The following is a 16,736-nucleotide window of genomic DNA, read 5'->3' as shown; positions in this document are numbered from 1 at the left end:
CTCACGCGTACGCGGACAACCCGGTGAACGGCGCGAACGGCAGGTTCCGCCCTGCCCACCACACGAGCGCGGCACCGGCGACGGCCAGCGTGAGCCACCGTCCCCGCGCTCCGGGCGGCCACCACCTGCCCGCCAGCCCGGCCTCCCACCGGAGCGCCGCGACCAGCGTGGCCACCGCCAGCGGGAGGAGCACCACCAGCGCGAACGCGTTGTACGACAGGGCCGCGACCACATCGCCGTGCAACAACGCGCCCAGCGCCCGGCTGCCGCCGCAGAACGGGCAGTCCAGGCCGGTCAGCGCGTGGAACCAGCACGGGATCCGGAGCACGCCGGTGCCCAGCGCCACCCCGGCCGCGAGACCGGCGGCGGCCACGGCGGGCGTGGCCCGCACGCTCCGCCACGACCGTTCGCCCATGCCTTCAGTACAGCGCCTTCGTCGAGATCGCGTAAGTCTTCGCGGCCTTGTCGTGCCAGCCCTGGCGCGCCTGCTCGTCGAAGAACGGCGACAGCACCACCAGCAGCTCGACCAGACCGCCGACGCACGGGATCAGGCCCGGCAGCACCATCGTGGCCAGCCGGGTGAACGCGGGCCCGCCGCCGATCCCCGCGCCCGGCTGTCCCGCCGACTGCTCGGTGACGATCCGGATGCCCGCCACGTTCTTGCCGACCGTCGCGCCGCGCGTGGCGAGCATCGCGCCCTCGTACACCAGCACCGACAGCGAGGTGAGCGGCAGAAACAGGAGGAAGATCCACCACGTGCTCGGGTCGCCGGCGAGCACGGCGAGCTGCAGGATCAGCACGAGGATCGTCAGCGGCACGCCGATGATCAGCCCGTCCACGAGCCGGGCGAGGAAGCGGCTGCCCATCGTCGCCAGCACCAGCGGCGGCGTGTGCCGGAACTGGATCTGCGACCCCGGCACGACGATGTGCGCCTGGCCCGGCATCGGCGGGATGGCGCCGTACTGGGGCTGGCCATATGGCGGCTGGCCGGGATAGCCCTGCGGCGGCCCGTACGCCGGGTAGCCGGGCTGCGGGTATGGCTGCTGAAACCCGCCGGACGGCTGGCCGTAGGGCTGCGGGCCGGTCTGCGGGTACTGCCCGTAGGGCTGCTGCCCCGGCGGCTGCCCATAGGGATTGGTCACTGGATTTCCCCCTCGGAGTGGATCACGTCGGGCGGCAGCGTACCCGGTGGCCCTCCGAGGGCAGACGGAACCGTCAGAAACCCAAGCGGCGCAACTGCTTCGGGTCGCGCTGCCAGTCCTTGGCGACCTTCACGTGCAGGTTGAGGTAGACCTTCGTGCCCAGCAGCTTCTGGATCTGCTGCCGCGCCTGTGCCCCGACGGCCTTCATCCGCTCGCCCTGGTGGCCCAGGATGATGCCCTTCTGGCTGGGCCGCTCGACGTACACCGTGGCGTAGATGTCGAGCAGGTCCCGCTTGTCCTCGCGCGGCAGCATCTCCTCGACGGTCACCGCGATGGAGTGCGGCAGCTCGTCGCGCACGCCCTCCAGCGCCGCCTCACGGATCAGCTCCGCCACGAGCGTCTGCTCCGGCTCGTCGGTCAGGTCGCCGTCCGGGTAGAGCTGCGGACCCTCCGGCAGCCGCGCGACCAGCAGGTCCTCCAGCTGCTTCACCTGGAAACCGTCCACGGCGGACACCGGGATCAGCTCTTCGAAGTCCAGCACGTCCTGCAGCGCCAGCAGCTGCTCGGCGATCTGCTCCGGCTTGGCGACGTCGGTCTTGGTGACGATCCCGATGACCGGCGTGCGCTTGGCGACCTTGCGCAGCTCGCTCGCGATGTAGCGGTCGCCGGGGCCGACCTTCTCGTCGGCGGGCACGCAGAACCCGACGACGTCCACTTCGGACCACGTCTCGCGCACGACGTCGTTGAGCCGCTGCCCGAGCAGGGTCCGCGGCTTGTGCACGCCGGGCGTGTCCACGATGACCAGCTGGGCGTCGTCGCGGTGGACGATGCCGCGGATGGCGTGCCGGGTGGTCTGCGGCTTGCTCGAGGTGATCGCGACCTTGGTGCCGACCAGCGCGTTGGTCAGGGTGGACTTGCCGGCGTTGGGACGGCCGACGAAGCAGGCGAAACCGGAGCGGTGGGTCACAGGACTTCCCGCACTGTCCCGGACGGATCGGCCCGCAGGATCGTCGCCGTCTTCGCCAGATCGCGTACCGCCTGCACGGACGCCTCGGCCACGAACGGCTCGGCCGTGACGACCGCGGCCGCCTCCAGGCCTTCCGCCCCGCTGGACACCGCCGCCGCGACCGCCGCCTGCAACGCGGTGATCTTGAACGAGGGCAGGTCGACCGTGGTGGCCGCGTAGGTGCGGCCGTCGGTGTCGCGCACCGCGGCGCCCTCGGCGGCGGAGTTCCGCGCCCGCGCGGATCGGGCGAGGATGACGATCTTCTCGTCCTCCGGGTCCAGGTCAGGCATGGTCCACACTCCTGTCGGCCTCGTCGTGGTCACCGTTCCCGGTACGCACCCTACGTCCGGCCAGCTCGTCGCTCTCCGCCTGCACGACCACGGTCGTGATCCGCATCCGGCCGCGGCGGTCCTTGCCGCCCTCGGCGTGCAGCCGCAGGCCGTCCACTTCGGCTTCGGCGCCGGGCAGCGGCACGCGCCCGAGCCGCTGGGCGAGCAGACCGCCGACCGTTTCCACGTCGTGGTCCTCCAGTTCCAGTCCGAACAGCTCGCCGAGGTCGCCGACGCCGAGCCGCGCGGACACCCGGACCGTCCGGTCGTCGAGGTGCTCGACCGGCGGCCGTTCCTCCAGGTCGGACTCGTCGGTGATCTCGCCGACGATCTCCTCCAGGATGTCCTCGATGGTCAGCAGGCCGGCGGTGCCGCCGTACTCGTCGACCGCGATCGCCAGGTGGTTGTGCGACACCTGCATCTCCCGCAGCAGGTCGTCCAGCCGCTTGGAGTCGGGCACGAAGCTGGCCGGGTACATCAGGTCCGACACCGGCTTGGCCTCGCCGCCCTCCAGCTGCGCCCGGACCAGGTCCTTGATGTTGACCACGCCGACGATGTCGTCCACCGACTCGCCGATCACCGGCAGCCGCGTGTACCCGGTGCGCAACGACAGCGCGAGCGCCTGCCGGACGCTCTTGGTCTGCTCGATCCAGATGATCTCGGTGCGCGGCACCATCACCTCGCGCGCCACCGTGTCGCCGAGCTCGAACACCGAGTGGATCATCTGCCGCTCGCCCGGCTCAACCACACCGCGTTCCTCGGCAAGGTCGACCAGCTCGCGCAGCTCGATTTCCGTGGTGAACGGGCCTTCGCGGAAGCCCTGGCCGGGGGTGATCGCGTTGCCGAGGATGATCAGCAGCCGGGACAGCGGCCCGAGGATCGACCCGAGGACCCGCACCGGCCAGGCGATGACCGTGCCGACGCGGTACGGGTACTGGCGGCCGATGGTGCGCGGCCCGACGCCGATGAGGACGTAGCTGACCAGCACCATGACCAGCGCGGCCACCACCAGCGCCAGCGCTTCCGGCTTGATCCACCGCAGGAACACGACGGTGACCAGGACCGTCGCGGTCAGCTCGCAGCCCAGCCGCAGCAGCACCAGCAGGTTGATGTGCCTGCGCCGCTCGTCGATCACCATGGCCAGCTGGCGGGCGCCGGGCCGGCCCATCCGGACCAGCCCCTCCGCGCGGGCCTTGGACACGGTGCTCACGGCCGCGTCGGCGGCCGCCAGCACCGCGCCGAGCAGCACCAGCGCCACGGCGATCACCAGGAGAGCGGCCGAACTCGCCATCTCCGGCAGCCTCAGCTTTCGGCGTCGGCGGGGCCGTCCAGGCCCGCTGCCCCCAGCAGCCGGTCGTCGGCCGTGCGCTGCGCGTCGCGGCGCCTCGCCTCCGCGACGGCGGCCTGGAAGTCGGCGAGGATCCGCTTCTGCAGCCCGAACATCTCGCGTTCCTCGGCGGGCTCGGCGTGGTCGTAGCCGAGCAGGTGCAGCACGCCGTGCACGGTCAGCAGGTGCAGCTCGTCGAGCAGCGAGTGACCGGCGGTGCGGGCCTGGTCCCTGGCGAAGGCCGGGCACAGCACGATGTCGCCGAGCAGCGCAGGCGACGGGTCACCGGCGTCGGGGCGGCGGGCGGCGTCCAGCTCGTCCATCGGGAAGGCCATGACGTCGGTGGGACCGGGCAGGTCCATCCACCGCTCGTGCAGGTCGGACATAACGTCCAGGGTCACCAGCACCACCGACAGCTCGGCGAGCGGGCTGACCTCCATGCGGTCCAGCGCGAAGCGCGCGGCCGAGACGATCGACGTCTCGTCCACCGCGACGCCGGACTCGTTCGCGATCTCGATGGTCATGCTCAGTGCCGGCCCCGCCAGCCGTTCCCGGTGCCGGTGCCGCGCTCGGCGTCCTGCTCGGCCTGCCACTTCTCGTAGGCGTCCACGATGTCCCCGACCAGCCGGTGGCGCACCACGTCGGAGCTGGTCAGCGTGGCGAAATGCAAGTCTTCCACGCCTTCCAGGATCTCACGCACCACTCGCAGGCCCGACTTCTGCCCGCTCGGCAGGTCGACCTGCGTGATGTCGCCGGTCACCACGATCTTCGAGCCGAAGCCGAGCCGGGTGAGGAACATCTTCATCTGCTCGGGCGTGGTGTTCTGCGCCTCGTCGAGGATGATGAACGCGTCGTTGAGGGTGCGGCCGCGCATGTAGGCCAGCGGCGCGATCTCGATCGTGCCCGCCTGGATCAGGCGCGGGATCGAGTCCGGGTCGACCATGTCGTGCAGCGCGTCGTACAGCGGCCGCAGGTACGGGTCGATCTTCTCGGACAGCGTGCCCGGCAGGAAGCCGAGCCGCTCCCCGGCCTCGACCGCGGGGCGGGTGAGGATGATCCGGGTGATCGCCTTGGCCTGCAGCGCCTGCACGGCCTTCGCCATCGCCAGGTAGGTCTTGCCGGTGCCGGCCGGGCCGACCCCGAACACGATCGTGTGCTTGTCGATGGCGTCGACGTAGCGCTTCTGGTTCAGCGTCTTGGGTCGGATGGTGCGTCCGCGCCTGGACAGGATGTCCATGCTGAGCACTTCGGCCGGCGACTCCGCGCCGCCTGCCGACAGCATGCCGACGGTGCGGCGGACGGTGTCCGGGCCGACCTGCTGGCCGCGCCCGGCCAGCGCGACCAGTTCGGCGAACACGCGCTCGCCGAACGCGACGTCCGCGGGCTCCCCGGTGAGGGTGACCTCGTTGCCCCGGACGTGGACGTCGGCGGCCAGCAGTTCCTCGGCCACCCGCAGGTTCTCGTCGCGGGATCCGAGCAGCGTCAGCACCGCGCCGTCCGGAATGGGGAACCGGGACTGGGCGCTGCGCGTGCTCCGTGCGGTTCCGGTGGTCTCAGTGACGTCCCCGGCGCTCTCGGGAACGTCCGATCGGGCGGCTCCACCCTGTGCGGTTCCGGCCAAGTGTCCTCGGGCCTGCCTTCTGCGTTTCCGCTGCTCTCTTCCTGCTTACCCCATCGATGCTAGCGGGCCGGGCGGGGCGCGCGCAGTCGGTTACTTCGCGACTCGCCCGAAGAACCCGAGCTGTTCTCCGCCGAGGACGTGCGCGTGCACGTGGAAGACGGTCTGACCGGCGTCACTGTCCGTGTTGAAGACCACTCGGTAGCCGGACTCGGCGATGCCCTCGAGTTCGGCGACCTTCGCGGCGGTCGTCAGCACGTCGGAGAGCAGTTGCGGATCGGCCGCGGCCAGCTCGGCGACATTCCGGTAACGCTTCTTCGGCACCACGAGCACGTGCACGCGAGCCTGCGGCTGGATATCCCGAAACGCGAATGTCGTTTCAGTTTCGTACACCTTCTCGCTCGGGATCTCACCGGCGATGATCCGCTCGAACAGCGTCTCGGCATCACTCATGCGCCGAACCCTATCGCGTGCGGGAAGTGCGGTGGCGCAAGGGAAGTCGCGACTCGCGGTAGACGCCGCGGGGCGGTGGAGCCTGGGGGTCGCTCCACCGCCTCCGCGGCTCCGCCGGACCGAGGGGGGAGGTGTCCGGCGGGGCTTTGGGCACCCGGGGGCGACCCCAGGTGTCGTGTGGGTCAGGGTAATGGGTGCGATGCCCGGCGCGCCACAGTCGACACCCAATTTTTTCCAGGTTTCGAAGACGGGCGGTACGCGAATCAGCCGTTGAGCCGCTTGCGGTGCGGTTTCCGTGATGTTCCGCCGAGGTGACCGGTTCCACGGTTCGCCCGGTCCGGCGACGACAGCGCGTGACGGTCAGGCCCAGCGGGAAGTCATCGCGCCGAGTGCGCCCAGGGCCACCGCGGCCGCACTGGACGTGCGCAGCACCGTCGGTCCCAGCCGGACCCCGATCGCGCCCGCCGACGTCAGGGCGTCCACCTCGCCGTCAGTGATGCCGCCCTCCGGGCCGACCACCAGCAGCAGATCACCGGCGGCGGGCAACGACAGCTCGGTCAGCCGCCGCGAAGCACTGCCCTCCAGCACCACCGCGCACGCCGCGTTGGCCGCCACCGCCGCCAGCTCGGCCGTGCTCACCGGCTCGCGCACCGGCGGCACCCACGCCCGCCGGGCCTGTTTGGCCGCCGCGCGGGCGGTGTTCTGCCAGCGGGCCAGCGCCTTCGCCCCGCGCGGGCCCTCCTCCCAGCGCACCACACTGCGCTCGGCCCGCCACGGCAGGATCTCGTCCGCGCCGGCCTCCGTCGCCAGCTCCACGGCCAGCTCGCCGCGGTCGCCCTTGGCCAGCGCCTGCGCCACCACGACCCGCAGCGCGGGCGCGGCCTCCGTCCACCGCCGGGACACCTCCAGGTCCAGCACCGGTTCACGGCCCGGCCGGACCTCCGCGATCACGCACTCCGCGGCGGAACCCCGGCCGTCGGAGGCGACCAGCCGCTCCCCCGCGCGCATGCGCCGCACGGTCGCCGCGTGGCGGGCCTCCTCGCCGGACAACGCGAACCGCGAACCCGCCGGCAGCTCCTCGACCAGGAACACCGGCGGCGTGGTGGACGGCATTACTTGTGGCTCTTGGCGCGCAGCTTCGAGAACAGCCCGCCCTGGTGCCGCCCGTTGGACGTCACCCCGGCCTCCTCGCCGCGCAGCTGGGCCAGCTGCTGCAACAGCTCGCGCTGGGCTTCGTCGATCTTGGTCGGCACCGCGACGTCCACGTGGACGTGCAGGTCACCTCGCCCGTCGACCCGCCCGGACGAGCGCAGCCGCGGCATGCCCATCCCCGCCAGCACCAGCTCGGTGCCCGACTGGGTGCCCGGGTCCACCGACAGCTCGTACTCGCCGTCGATCAGGGTCTCCAGCGGCACCGTGGCGCCCAGCGCGGCCGCCGTCATCGGGATCCGCAGGTTGCAGTGCAGGTCGTGGCCCTCGCGCACGAACACCTCGTGCGGCTCCTCGTCGACCTCGATGTAGAGGTCGCCGGCCGGGCCGCCACCGGGGCCGACCTCGCCCTGGGCCGACAGCCGGATCCGCATCCCGTCGCCGACACCGGCCGGGATCTTCGCGGTCACCGAACGGCGGGCGCGCACCCGGCCGTCGCCACCGCACTGGCGGCACGGGTCGGTGATGACCTCGCCGAAGCCGCGGCACACCGGGCACGGCCGCGAGGTGACGACCTGGCCGAGGAAGGACCGCTGCACGGACTGGATCTCACCCTGCCCGCCACACGTGTCGCAGGTCTTGACGGTGCCGCCGGGGGCGGTGCCGTTGCCGTGGCACTGGTCGCACAGCACCGCGGTGTCGACGGTGATCTCCTTGTCGACCCCGGTCGCGCACTCTTCGAGGCTGAGGCTGATCCGGATCAGCGCGTCCGAGCCGGGCTGGACGCGGCTGCGCGGACCGCGCCCGCGGCCGCCGCCGGTGGCCGCGCCGAAGAAGGCGTCCATGATGTCGCCGAGACCGCCGAACCCGCCGAACGGGTCGCCGCCGCCACCACCGGCGCGGGCCCCGTTGTCCAGCGGATCGCCGCCGAGGTCCACGATCTTGCGCTTCTGCGGGTCCGACAGGACCTCGTACGCCGTGGTGACCTCGCTGAACTTGTGCTGGGCGTCCTCGGACGGGTTGACGTCGGGGTGCAGCTCGCGGGCGAGCTTGCGGTAGGCGCGCTTGATCTCCTGATCACTCGCGTTCTTGGGCACCCCGAGGATGCCGTAGTAGTCCCTGGCCACCTTCTGAACCGTCCTCCTAGACAAGCATCGCCCTGGCTAGCCGCCGGCCAGGATCTGCCCCACGTAGTTGGCCACCGCGCGCACCGCGGCGATCGTGCCGGGGTAGTCCATCCGGGTCGGACCGACCACACCCATACCGCCGAGCAGCATGTCGTTCTTGCCGTAGCCGATCGACACGACCGAGGTGCTGCGCATCTGCTCGTCTTCATTCTCTTCACCGATGCGAACGGTGACCGCACCGGGGTTGCGCGCCGCGGCGAGCAGCTTGAGCACCACGACCTGTTCTTCGAGCGCCTCGAGCACCTGGCGCAGCGACCCGGGGAAGTCGGCGACGCTGCGGGTGAGGTTCGCCGTGCCGCCGAGGACCAGCCGTTCCTCGGGGTGCTCCACCAGGTGCTCGACCAGCAACGTGCAGATCCGCACGAGGGCGTCGCGCAGCTCGCCGGGCGCCTGGTCGGGCAGTTCGGTGACCCGGGTGGCCGCGTCGGTGAGGCGGCGGCCGGCCAGCGCCGCGTTGAGCATCTCGCGGATGCGGGCGACGTTCTCCTCGGTCATCACGTCGCCGAGGTCGACGGTGCGCTGGTCGACGCGCCCGGAGTCGGTGATGATCACCAGCATCAGGCGGGCCGGTGTGAGCGGCACCACTTCCAGGTGGCGCAGCGACGAGTTCGACATCGTCGGGTACTGGATGACCGCGACCTGCCTGGTCAGCTGCGCGAGCAGCCGCACCGAGCGGCGCAGGACGTCGTCCAGGTCCAGCGCCCCGTCGAGGAAGCTGATGATCGCCCGCCGCTCGGCCGGGCTCAACGGCTTGACCTCGGACAACTTGTCGACGAAGAGCCGGTAGCCCTTGTCGGTGGGAATGCGGCCGGCGCTGGTGTGGGGCTGGGTGATGTACCCCTCCTCCTCCAGCACCGCCATGTCGTTGCGCACCGTCGCGCTGGACACGCCGAGACTGTGCCGGTCCACGAGGGCCTTGGAGCCGACCGGCTCGTGGGTGGACACGTAGTCCGCGACGATGGCGCGCAGGACCTCGAAGCGACGCTCCTCCGAGCTGGGCACGCCTCACCTCCGAACTCCTACGGCGGGTATCTCACCACGAGTTTACGGAAGGCGCGGGCGGCGTGTCCCAGCTCGGTGAGCGGGCGCTCAGGAGTTGCGCGGGAAGCCCAGGTTCACCCCGCCCTGCGAGGGGTCCGGCCAGCGCGACGTGACGACCTTGGTCCGGGTGAAGAAGTGGAACCCCTCCGGCCCGTAGGCGTGGCTGTCGCCGAAGAGGGAGTCCTTCCAGCCGCCGAACGAGTAGTACCCGACGGGCACCGGGATGGGCACGTTGAGCCCGACCATCCCGACCTCGACCTCGTTCTGGAACCGCCGCGCGGCGCGGCCGTCGTTGGTGAAGATCGCCGTTCCGTTGCCGTAGGCGTTGGCGTTCACCAGCGCCAGCGCGTCGTCGTAGCTGCCGGCGCGGACGACCGACAGCACCGGGCCGAAGATCTCGTCCGTGTAGATCGCCATGTCGGCGCGCACCCGGTCGAACAGCGTCGGCCCGAGCCAGAACCCGCCGCCGGGCACGGAAACCGACCGGCCGTCCACCACGAGCGACGCACCCGCGGACACGCCGGCCTCCACATAGGACTGCACCCGGTCGCGGTGCGCCGCGGTCACCAGCGGGCCCATCTCCGAGTCCGGCGACCGCCCGTCGCCGACCGTCAGCGAACCCATCCGCGAGGCGATCTTCGACACCAGCTCGTCGCCGACCGGGTCGACGGCGACCACCACGGACACCGCCATGCACCGCTCCCCCGCCGACCCGAACCCGGCCGACACGGCGGCGTCCGCGGCCAGGTCGAGGTCGGCGTCAGGCAGCACGACCATGTGGTTCTTCGCCCCGCCCAGCGCCTGCACCCGCTTGCCGTGCGCGGTGGCGGTCTCGTAGACGTACCGCGCGATCGGCGTCGAGCCGACGAACGAGATCGCCTTCACCACCGGGTGCGTCAGCAGCCCGTCGACCGCGACCTTGTCCCCGTGCAGCACGTTGAGCGCCCCGTCCGGCAACCCGGCTTCGGCGAACAGCTCGGCGATGAACAGCGACGCCGACGGGTCCTTCTCGCTCGGCTTCAGCACGACCGTGTTGCCGCAGGCCAGCGCGTTGGGCACGAACCACAGCGGCACCATCGCCGGGAAGTTGAACGGCGAGATCACGCCCACCACGCCGAGCGGCTGCGCGATCGAGTACACGTCCACCCCGGTGGAGGCGTTCTCGCTGAACCCGCCCTTGAGCATCTGCGGCGCGCCGCAGGCGTACTCGACGTTCTCGATGGCGCGGGCGATCTCACCGGCCGCGTCGGAGAGCACCTTGCCGTGCTCGGCGGTGATGATCGCGGCCAGCTCGTCCTTGCGCTCGGTGAGCAGCTCGCGGAACCGGAACAGCACCCGCGACCGGGCCGCGAGCGAGGTGTCCCGCCAGCCGGGGAAGGCGCGCGCGGCCGCCGCGACGGCCTCGTCCACCTGCCCGCCACCGGCGAAGTCCACGCGAGCGCGCACTTCACCGGTGGCGGGGTCGAACACCTCCCCGGTCCGGTCCGCGACCCCAGCCCAGCTCTTGCCGTCGATCCAGTGGCTGATCCGCTGCGTCACTTCCGCGCCTCCTGCACGGCGGCGATCGACTCCCGCAGGATTTCGAGCGCTTCGCCGGTCTCGTCGTCGGTCAGGGTCATCGGCGGCGCCAGCCGGATCACGTTGCCGTGCAGCCCGCCCTTGCCGACCAGCAGACCACGGGCGCGGGTCTCCTCCAGCACCAGCCGCGCGGCCTCCGGGCTCGGCGCGCCGTCCGGCTCGACCAGCTCGACGCCGATCATCAGTCCCTTGCCGCGCACGTCGCCGACGACGTCGTAGCGCTCGGCGATGTCGCGCAGCCCGGTCAGCAGCCGCGCGCCCTGCTTCGCGGCGTTGCCCTGGAGGTCGTGGCTGAGCAGGTAGTCCAGCGTCGCCTTCGCGCCCGCGGTGGACACGGGGTTGCCGCCGAAGGTCGAGATCGAGTTCGCGGTGATGGAGTCCATCAGGTCGCCGCGCGCCACGACGCCGCCGATCGCCAGCCCGTTGCCGAGGCCCTTGGCGAACGTCATCGCGTCCGGGGTGACGCCGTGCGCCTGGATGCCCCAGAAGTGCTCGCCGGTGCGGCCCCAGCCGGTCTGGACCTCGTCGGAGATCAGCAGGATGCCGTACTCGTCGAGGACCTCCTTGAAGGCGGCGAACAGCCCGTCCGGCGGTACGTTGAACCCGCCGACGCCCTGGATCGGCTCGGCGATCAACGCGGCCACGTCGCCCGACGTGGTGGTCTCCAGGACGTCCCGCAGGTCGTCGGTGCAGGCACGCACGTAGTCGGCGTCGGACAGGTCGCGGAAGGCGTCCCGGTAGCGGTAGCCGCCCTGGACGTAGGAGACCTTCACGGGCGAGAGCGAGCTGGCCGACCAGCCGCGGTTGCCGGTGATGCCGATCGTGGCGAACGCCCGGCCGTGGTAGCTGTTGCGCATCGCGAGCACCTGGTTGGAGCGGCGGTACTGGGTCGCGAGCATCAGCGCGGTCTCGTTGGCCTCGGTGCCGGAGTTGGTGAAGAACACCTTCGCGTCCGGGATGCCGGACAGCTCCGCGATCTGCTCGGCGAGCTCGACCTGCTTGCGGATCAGGTACAGCGTCGAGGTGTGCAGGACGCCGGAGTCGACCTGGGCGCGGATCGCGTCGGAGATCTCGGCGACGTCGTAGCCGATGGCGTTGGTGAGGATGCCGGCGAAGAAGTCCAGATAGGTGGTTCCGGAGGAATCGGTGACCCGCCTCCCCTGCGCTCGCACGATCTCCAGGGGCTCGTCGTAGTACAGGGCCAGCCAGTTCGGCAGGACCGCCCGGTGCCGGGCCAGCAGCTCCGATTCGCTCATGCCCGCCAGTCTCGGTGGCCGCCGCGCCCGGCCACCACACACAACATGTACCCAATGGCCCGATCGGCCGTACAGTCTGCTTTCTGCGGAGGTGGTGGCGCTTGTACCCGACGGTCGCGGACGTGCTGGCCCTGCCGGTGCTGCGGCACGGCCGCCCGAAGGTCGTGGCCGGCGGGCAGAAGCTGGACACCCGGGTGCGGTGGGTGCACGTCGCCGAGGTCGCCGACATCGGGCACCTGCTCAAGGGCGGCGAGCTGGTCCTGACCACCGGGATCGCGCTGCCGGACGACGCCGCGCAGCTGGCGAAGTACGTGGACGGGCTCGCCGAGGCCGGGGTCGCCGGGCTGGTGGTCGAGCTGGTCCGGCACTGGAGCGACGCGCTGCCGCGGGCTCTGGTCGACGCGGCCGCGCGGCACGAGCTGCCGTTGATCACCCTGTCCCGCGAGACGCGGTACGTCGCGGTCACCGAGGCGGTGAACGGGCTGATCGTGGACGCCCAGGTCGCCGAGCTGCGCGCGGCCGAGCACGTGCACCAGGTGTTCACGCAGCTCACCGTCGCGGGCGCGGAGCCGGCCGAGGTGCTGCGCGAGGTCGCGCACATGACCGAGTCGCCGGTCGTGCTGGAGACCCTGGCCCACGAGGTGCTCGCCTACGACTCCGCGGGCACCGATCCGGCCGAGCTGCTGACCGGCTGGCCGTCCCGCTCCCGCACCGTGCACCTGGGCGAGCGGACCGGCTACCACGCCGACGCGGGCTGGCTGGTCACCGTCGTCGGCGCCCGCGGGCACGACTGGGGACGGCTGGTGGTCGTGTGCGACGAGCCGCCGCCGGACCGGCACGTCGTGGTCGCCGAGCGGGCGGCGTCCGCGCTCGCCGTGCACCGGCTGGTCGCTCGCGAGGCGGACAGCCTGGAGCGACAGGCGCACCGGGCCGTGCTCGCCGAGCTGATGACCTCGCCCGCCCCGTCCACCGAGCTGCTCGCGCGTGCGGCCGCGCTGGGCTCGCCGTTGTCCGGGCGGCTGGTGGGCGTCGCGGTCCGGCCCCGGATGACCGCGTCGCAACGGCATGCGGCGTCCGCGCCGACGGTGTTGCGGGACCTCGCCGAGACCGTCTCCCTGGCCACCCGCCGTGCGAAGGTGTCCGCGCTCGTGGCGGTCGTCGACGACGTCAGCGTGCGCGCGTTGTTGTCGCTCTCGCCGCAGGCAAACGTCGACGCGGTGCTGCGGCGGCTGTCCGCCGAGCTGCGGGCGCGGCCGACGTCGGTGCCCACGGTGCTGGCGGTCGGCACGGTCGTGGACAGCGCCGCCGACGCCCGCCGCAGCCTGGTCGAGGCCGCCCACGTCGCCGCGGCGGCGCTGCGCTCGGACACCGACCGCGAGGTGCACCGGCTGCAGGACGTCCGGTTGCGCGGCCTGCTGCACCTGCTCGCCGACGACGAGCGTGTCCGGGCCTTCGCCGAGCGCGAGCTGGGCCCGCTGCTGTCGCGCGACGCGGCGTCGGGCACCCGGCTGGTCCAGGCCCTGCGGCACTACTGCGAGCACGGCGGCAACAAGTCCGCGGCGGCCGCGGCCGCGCACACCTCCCGCACCGCCTACTACCAGCAGCTCGCGCGAATCGAGCAGGTGCTCGGCGTGCCGCTGGAGGACCCTGAATCGATGCTGTCGCTCTACCTCGCGCTGCTGGCCCATGATCTTTCCGACGATCACCCGAACCGGTAACACAGATCCGGGCTGGACCAGCCGATAGCCCCGATATGCCTTTTTCCGCCCTACTCCCCGCCGCGGCGTCGGTGCTGGCCCTGGCCGCCCCGCCCGCCCAGACCCCCGCGGCCAGCCTGATGCTCTCCCTGCAGGACGGCGCGGGCCGGGTCGTCACCGTGAGCCTGGACTGCCACCCGGCGGGCGGCAGCCACCCCGGCAAGACCAAGGCCTGCGCCACGCTGACCACTGTGGACGGCGACATCGAGCGCATCCCCGGCGAGGCGACGGTGTGCCCGATGATCTACAGCCCGACCACGGCCACCGCCAAGGGCCACTGGCGCGGCAAGCCGGTGGTCTACACCCACACCTTCGGCAACAAGTGCGCCGCGGCCGCCGAGTCCGGCGGGGTCTTCGAATTCTGAGCCCGTGTTTCGCGTAGGTTGACCGGCTGTCACAACCGGCTTTCACATCCGGGTGATGCACCGGCCCGCGCCGGGCGCAATCGACACAATGCGTTCCGACGCGGGCAACGGTGAACACTCTGACAGTGCCTCCCCCGCCGCGGGGACGAGCAGGATTCCGCAATGGAACCCACCTCGCAGATCACGCGACCGGACGGCCGGGTGGATCTCAGCGACACCGCGCCGATCCGGGGTAGCCGGTTCTTCAACGACGAGCTCGCTCCGGTGCCCGTCGAAAAACGCACCTGGAGCACCTACAACTATTTCGCCCTGTGGATGGGAATGGCGCACAACATTCCCAGCTACGCGCTCGCCGCGTCGTTGATCGCGCTGGGGATGAACTGGCTCCAGGCGCTCATCACGATCACCCTGGGCAACCTGATCGTGCTGATCCCGATGTTGCTCAACAGCCACGCAGGCACCAAGTACGGAATCCCGTTCCCGGTGTTCGCGCGTGCCTTCTACGGAATACGGGGAGCGAACCTGGCCGCGCTGCTGCGGGCGTTCATCGCGTGCGGCTGGTTCGGCATCCAGACCTGGGTCGGTGGTGAGGCGATCTACATCCTGGTCGGCAAGCTGACCGGGTCGGGGTGGCGCAATGCGGCCGAGGTGGGCGGCCAGCCGTGGACGCTGTGGCTGTCGTTCGGCATCTTCTGGGTGGTCCAGATGCTGATCATCTGGCGCGGGATGGAGGCGGTGCGGCGGTTCGAGAACTGGACCGCGCCGCTGGTGTCGGTCGGGTTCCTGATCCTGCTCGCCTACGTGCTGATCAAGGCGGGCGGCCTCGGTCCGATCCTGTCCGAACCGGCGCAGCTCGGCTGGGGCGCCGACTTCTGGAAGATCTTCGCGCCGTCGCTGATGGCGATGATCGCGTTCTGGTCGACGCTGTCGCTGAACATGCCGGACTTCACCCGCTTCGGCGGCAGCCAGCGCAAACAGGCCCGCGGCCAGGTGCTCGGCCTGCCGACCACGATGACGTTCATAGCGATCGTGGCGATCCTGACCACCTCCGGCGGCCAGGTGCTCTACGGCGAGGCGATCTGGGACCCGGCGCAGCTGGCCGACCGGTTCTCCAGCCCGGCGCTGGTGGTGGTGGCGCTGATCGCGCTGGTGCTCGCCACGATCTCGGCGAACCTGGCGGCGAACGTGGTCAGCCCGTCCTACGACTTCTCCAACGCCTTCCCCAAGCGGATCACCTTCGCCGTCGGCGGCCTGATCACCGGCGTGATCGGCGTGGTGATCATGCCGTGGAAGCTCTACTCCGACCCCGACATCTACATCTTCGCCTGGCTGGGCTTCTACGGCGGCGTGCTCGGCGCGGTCGCCGGGGTGCTGGTGGCCGGGTACTGGGTCGTCAAGCGCACCAACCTGGACCTGGCCGGGCTCTACGCCGAGGGCGGGCGGTACTGGTTCCGCGCCGGCTGGAACTGGCGCGCGCTGGTGGCCACGGCCGTCGGCGGGGTGCTCGCGGTCGGCGGCGCCTACACCGCGCCGGGTTCGCAGGGGCCGTTCCCCGCCGACGGGCTGATCCCGTTCCTCAAGCCCGTCTACGACTACAGCTGGGTCGCCGGTCTGGCCGGCGCCTTCGTCGTCTACCTCGCCCTGTCCTGGGCGCACCGTCAACCGAAGGAGGAAACCCGTGAGCAATCTGGTCCGAGCCGCGTTGGTACAGCAGCGGTGGACGGGTGACAAGGACTCGATGATCGCCGGCGCGGTCGACGCGATCGGCACCGCCGCCTCGCAGGGCGCGCAGGTCGTGTGCCTGCAGGAACTGTTCTACGGTCCGTACTTCTGCCAGGTGCAGGACGCCGACTACTACTCCTACACCGAGGGCATCCCGGACGGCCCCACGACGGAGCTGCTGCAGGAGGTCGCCGAGCGGCACGGCATCGTGATCGTGGCGCCGATGTACGAGGAGGAGCAGGCCGGCGTCTACTACAACACCGCCGCCGTGATCGACGCCGACGGCAAGTACCTGGGCAAGTACCGGAAGAACCACATCCCGCAGGTCAAGGGCTTCTGGGAGAAGTTCTACTTCCGGCCCGGCAACACCGGCTACCCGGTGTTCGACACCGCGGTCGGCCGCATCGGCGTCTACATCTGCTACGACCGGCACTTCCCGGAGGGCTGGCGCGCGCTGGGCCTGGCCGGGGCGAAGATCGTGTTCAACCCGTCGGCGACCAGCCGCGGCCTGTCGCAGTACCTGTGGCGGCTGGAGCAGCCCGCCGCGGCCGTGGCGAACGAGTACTACGTCGGCGCGATCAACCGGGTCGGCGTGGAACCGCTGGGCGACAACGACTTCTACGGCCAGACCTACTTCGTCGACCCGCGCGGCGAGCTGGTCGGCGACGCCGCATCGGACACCGAGGACGAGGTCGTGGTGCGGGACCTGGACATGGACAAGCTGTCCGAGGTCCGCAACCTCTGGCAGTTCTACCGGGACCGCCGCCCGGACTCCTACGACCCGCTCGTGGCGCCCTGAGGGAGAA

The 16,736-nt window shown here is 71.2% G+C and carries 17 protein-coding genes; 4 read left to right on the top strand and 13 right to left on the bottom strand.

Features of this window, described 5'->3' with window-relative positions; genetic code table 11:
- Position 1: 1 nt before the first annotated feature.
- From AMY39116_RS0305065 to AMY39116_RS0305005, 13 genes are all read right to left on the bottom strand, one after another.
- Positions 2 to 415, bottom strand: coding sequence for a DUF2752 domain-containing protein (locus AMY39116_RS0305065; RefSeq protein ID WP_020416611.1), 414 nt, complete (start codon positions 413 to 415; stop codon positions 2 to 4).
- A gap of 4 nt (positions 416 to 419) precedes the next feature.
- Positions 420 to 1,142, bottom strand: a complete 723-nt coding sequence (locus AMY39116_RS0305060; protein ID WP_020416610.1) for an RDD family protein — start codon at positions 1,140 to 1,142, stop codon at positions 420 to 422.
- A 73-nt stretch (positions 1,143 to 1,215) separates the two neighbouring features.
- Entirely contained in the window at positions 1,216 to 2,109 is an 894-nt protein-coding gene (gene era / locus AMY39116_RS0305055) for a GTPase Era (RefSeq protein ID WP_020416609.1), read from the bottom strand.
- A complete protein-coding gene (locus AMY39116_RS0305050; RefSeq protein WP_020416608.1) occupies positions 2,106 to 2,438 on the bottom strand; it encodes a hypothetical protein in 333 nt (110 codons plus the stop codon). The genes era and AMY39116_RS0305050 overlap by 4 nt, the downstream gene beginning before the upstream one ends.
- The gene (locus AMY39116_RS0305045) at positions 2,431 to 3,768 is read right to left on the bottom strand and encodes a hemolysin family protein (RefSeq protein WP_020416607.1); all 1,338 of its coding nucleotides are present in this window, start codon (positions 3,766 to 3,768) and stop codon (positions 2,431 to 2,433) included. Before AMY39116_RS0305045 ends, AMY39116_RS0305050 begins: the two co-directional genes overlap by 8 nt.
- A gap of 11 nt (positions 3,769 to 3,779) precedes the next feature.
- A complete protein-coding gene (gene ybeY / locus AMY39116_RS0305040; RefSeq protein ID WP_017981232.1) occupies positions 3,780 to 4,328 on the bottom strand; it encodes an rRNA maturation RNase YbeY in 549 nt (182 codons plus the stop codon).
- 2 nt (positions 4,329 to 4,330) lie between these two features.
- Positions 4,331 to 5,425, bottom strand: coding sequence for a PhoH family protein (locus AMY39116_RS0305035; protein WP_027935652.1), 1,095 nt, complete (start codon positions 5,423 to 5,425; stop codon positions 4,331 to 4,333).
- 90 nt (positions 5,426 to 5,515) lie between these two features.
- Positions 5,516 to 5,875, bottom strand: a complete 360-nt coding sequence (locus AMY39116_RS0305030) for a histidine triad nucleotide-binding protein (protein WP_020416605.1) — start codon at positions 5,873 to 5,875, stop codon at positions 5,516 to 5,518.
- Between the two features lie 360 nt (positions 5,876 to 6,235).
- Positions 6,236 to 6,988, bottom strand: a complete 753-nt coding sequence (locus AMY39116_RS0305025; protein WP_020416604.1) for a 16S rRNA (uracil(1498)-N(3))-methyltransferase — start codon at positions 6,986 to 6,988, stop codon at positions 6,236 to 6,238.
- Positions 6,988 to 8,151 carry a molecular chaperone DnaJ gene (dnaJ, locus tag AMY39116_RS0305020; RefSeq protein WP_020416603.1) on the bottom strand — a complete coding sequence of 388 codons (1,164 nt, stop codon included), beginning with the start codon at positions 8,149 to 8,151 and terminating at the stop codon, positions 6,988 to 6,990. Before dnaJ ends, AMY39116_RS0305025 begins: the two co-directional genes overlap by 1 nt.
- A gap of 36 nt (positions 8,152 to 8,187) precedes the next feature.
- Positions 8,188 to 9,213: a heat-inducible transcriptional repressor HrcA gene (gene hrcA, locus AMY39116_RS0305015; protein WP_017981227.1), complete on the bottom strand. Its 1,026-nt coding sequence runs from the start codon at positions 9,211 to 9,213 to the stop codon at positions 8,188 to 8,190.
- Positions 9,214 to 9,300: 87 nt separating this feature from the next.
- Positions 9,301 to 10,791 (bottom strand): CoA-acylating methylmalonate-semialdehyde dehydrogenase, encoded by a 1,491-nt coding sequence (locus AMY39116_RS0305010; protein ID WP_020416602.1) that lies wholly within the window; start codon positions 10,789 to 10,791, stop codon positions 9,301 to 9,303.
- Positions 10,788 to 12,086 carry an aspartate aminotransferase family protein gene (locus tag AMY39116_RS0305005; RefSeq protein ID WP_020416601.1) on the bottom strand — a complete coding sequence of 433 codons (1,299 nt, stop codon included), beginning with the start codon at positions 12,084 to 12,086 and terminating at the stop codon, positions 10,788 to 10,790. The genes AMY39116_RS0305010 and AMY39116_RS0305005 overlap by 4 nt, the downstream gene beginning before the upstream one ends.
- Positions 12,087 to 12,187: 101 nt before the next feature.
- On the opposite strand from AMY39116_RS0305005, the gene AMY39116_RS0305000 reads away from it, so the two are divergent.
- From AMY39116_RS0305000 to AMY39116_RS0304985, 4 genes are all read left to right on the top strand, one after another.
- Positions 12,188 to 13,804, top strand: coding sequence for a PucR family transcriptional regulator ligand-binding domain-containing protein (locus tag AMY39116_RS0305000; protein ID WP_020416600.1), 1,617 nt, complete (start codon positions 12,188 to 12,190; stop codon positions 13,802 to 13,804).
- Positions 13,805 to 13,839: 35 nt separating this feature from the next.
- Positions 13,840 to 14,208: an SSI family serine proteinase inhibitor gene (locus AMY39116_RS0304995; protein WP_017981223.1), complete on the top strand. Its 369-nt coding sequence runs from the start codon at positions 13,840 to 13,842 to the stop codon at positions 14,206 to 14,208.
- A 162-nt stretch (positions 14,209 to 14,370) separates the two neighbouring features.
- Positions 14,371 to 15,936 carry an NCS1 family nucleobase:cation symporter-1 gene (locus AMY39116_RS0304990; protein WP_020416599.1) on the top strand — a complete coding sequence of 522 codons (1,566 nt, stop codon included), beginning with the start codon at positions 14,371 to 14,373 and terminating at the stop codon, positions 15,934 to 15,936.
- The gene (locus AMY39116_RS0304985) at positions 15,887 to 16,729 is read left to right on the top strand and encodes a nitrilase-related carbon-nitrogen hydrolase (protein WP_027935651.1); all 843 of its coding nucleotides are present in this window, start codon (positions 15,887 to 15,889) and stop codon (positions 16,727 to 16,729) included. Before AMY39116_RS0304990 ends, AMY39116_RS0304985 begins: the two co-directional genes overlap by 50 nt.
- Positions 16,730 to 16,736: the final 7 nt, after the last annotated feature.

The organism is Amycolatopsis sp. ATCC 39116 (assembly GCF_000231075.2).
Lineage (GTDB): Bacteria > Actinomycetota > Actinomycetes > Mycobacteriales > Pseudonocardiaceae > Amycolatopsis_E > Amycolatopsis_E tucumanensis.
The sequence above is the reverse complement of the archived record's forward strand: the minus strand, read 5'-3'. Positions and strand labels throughout refer to the sequence as shown.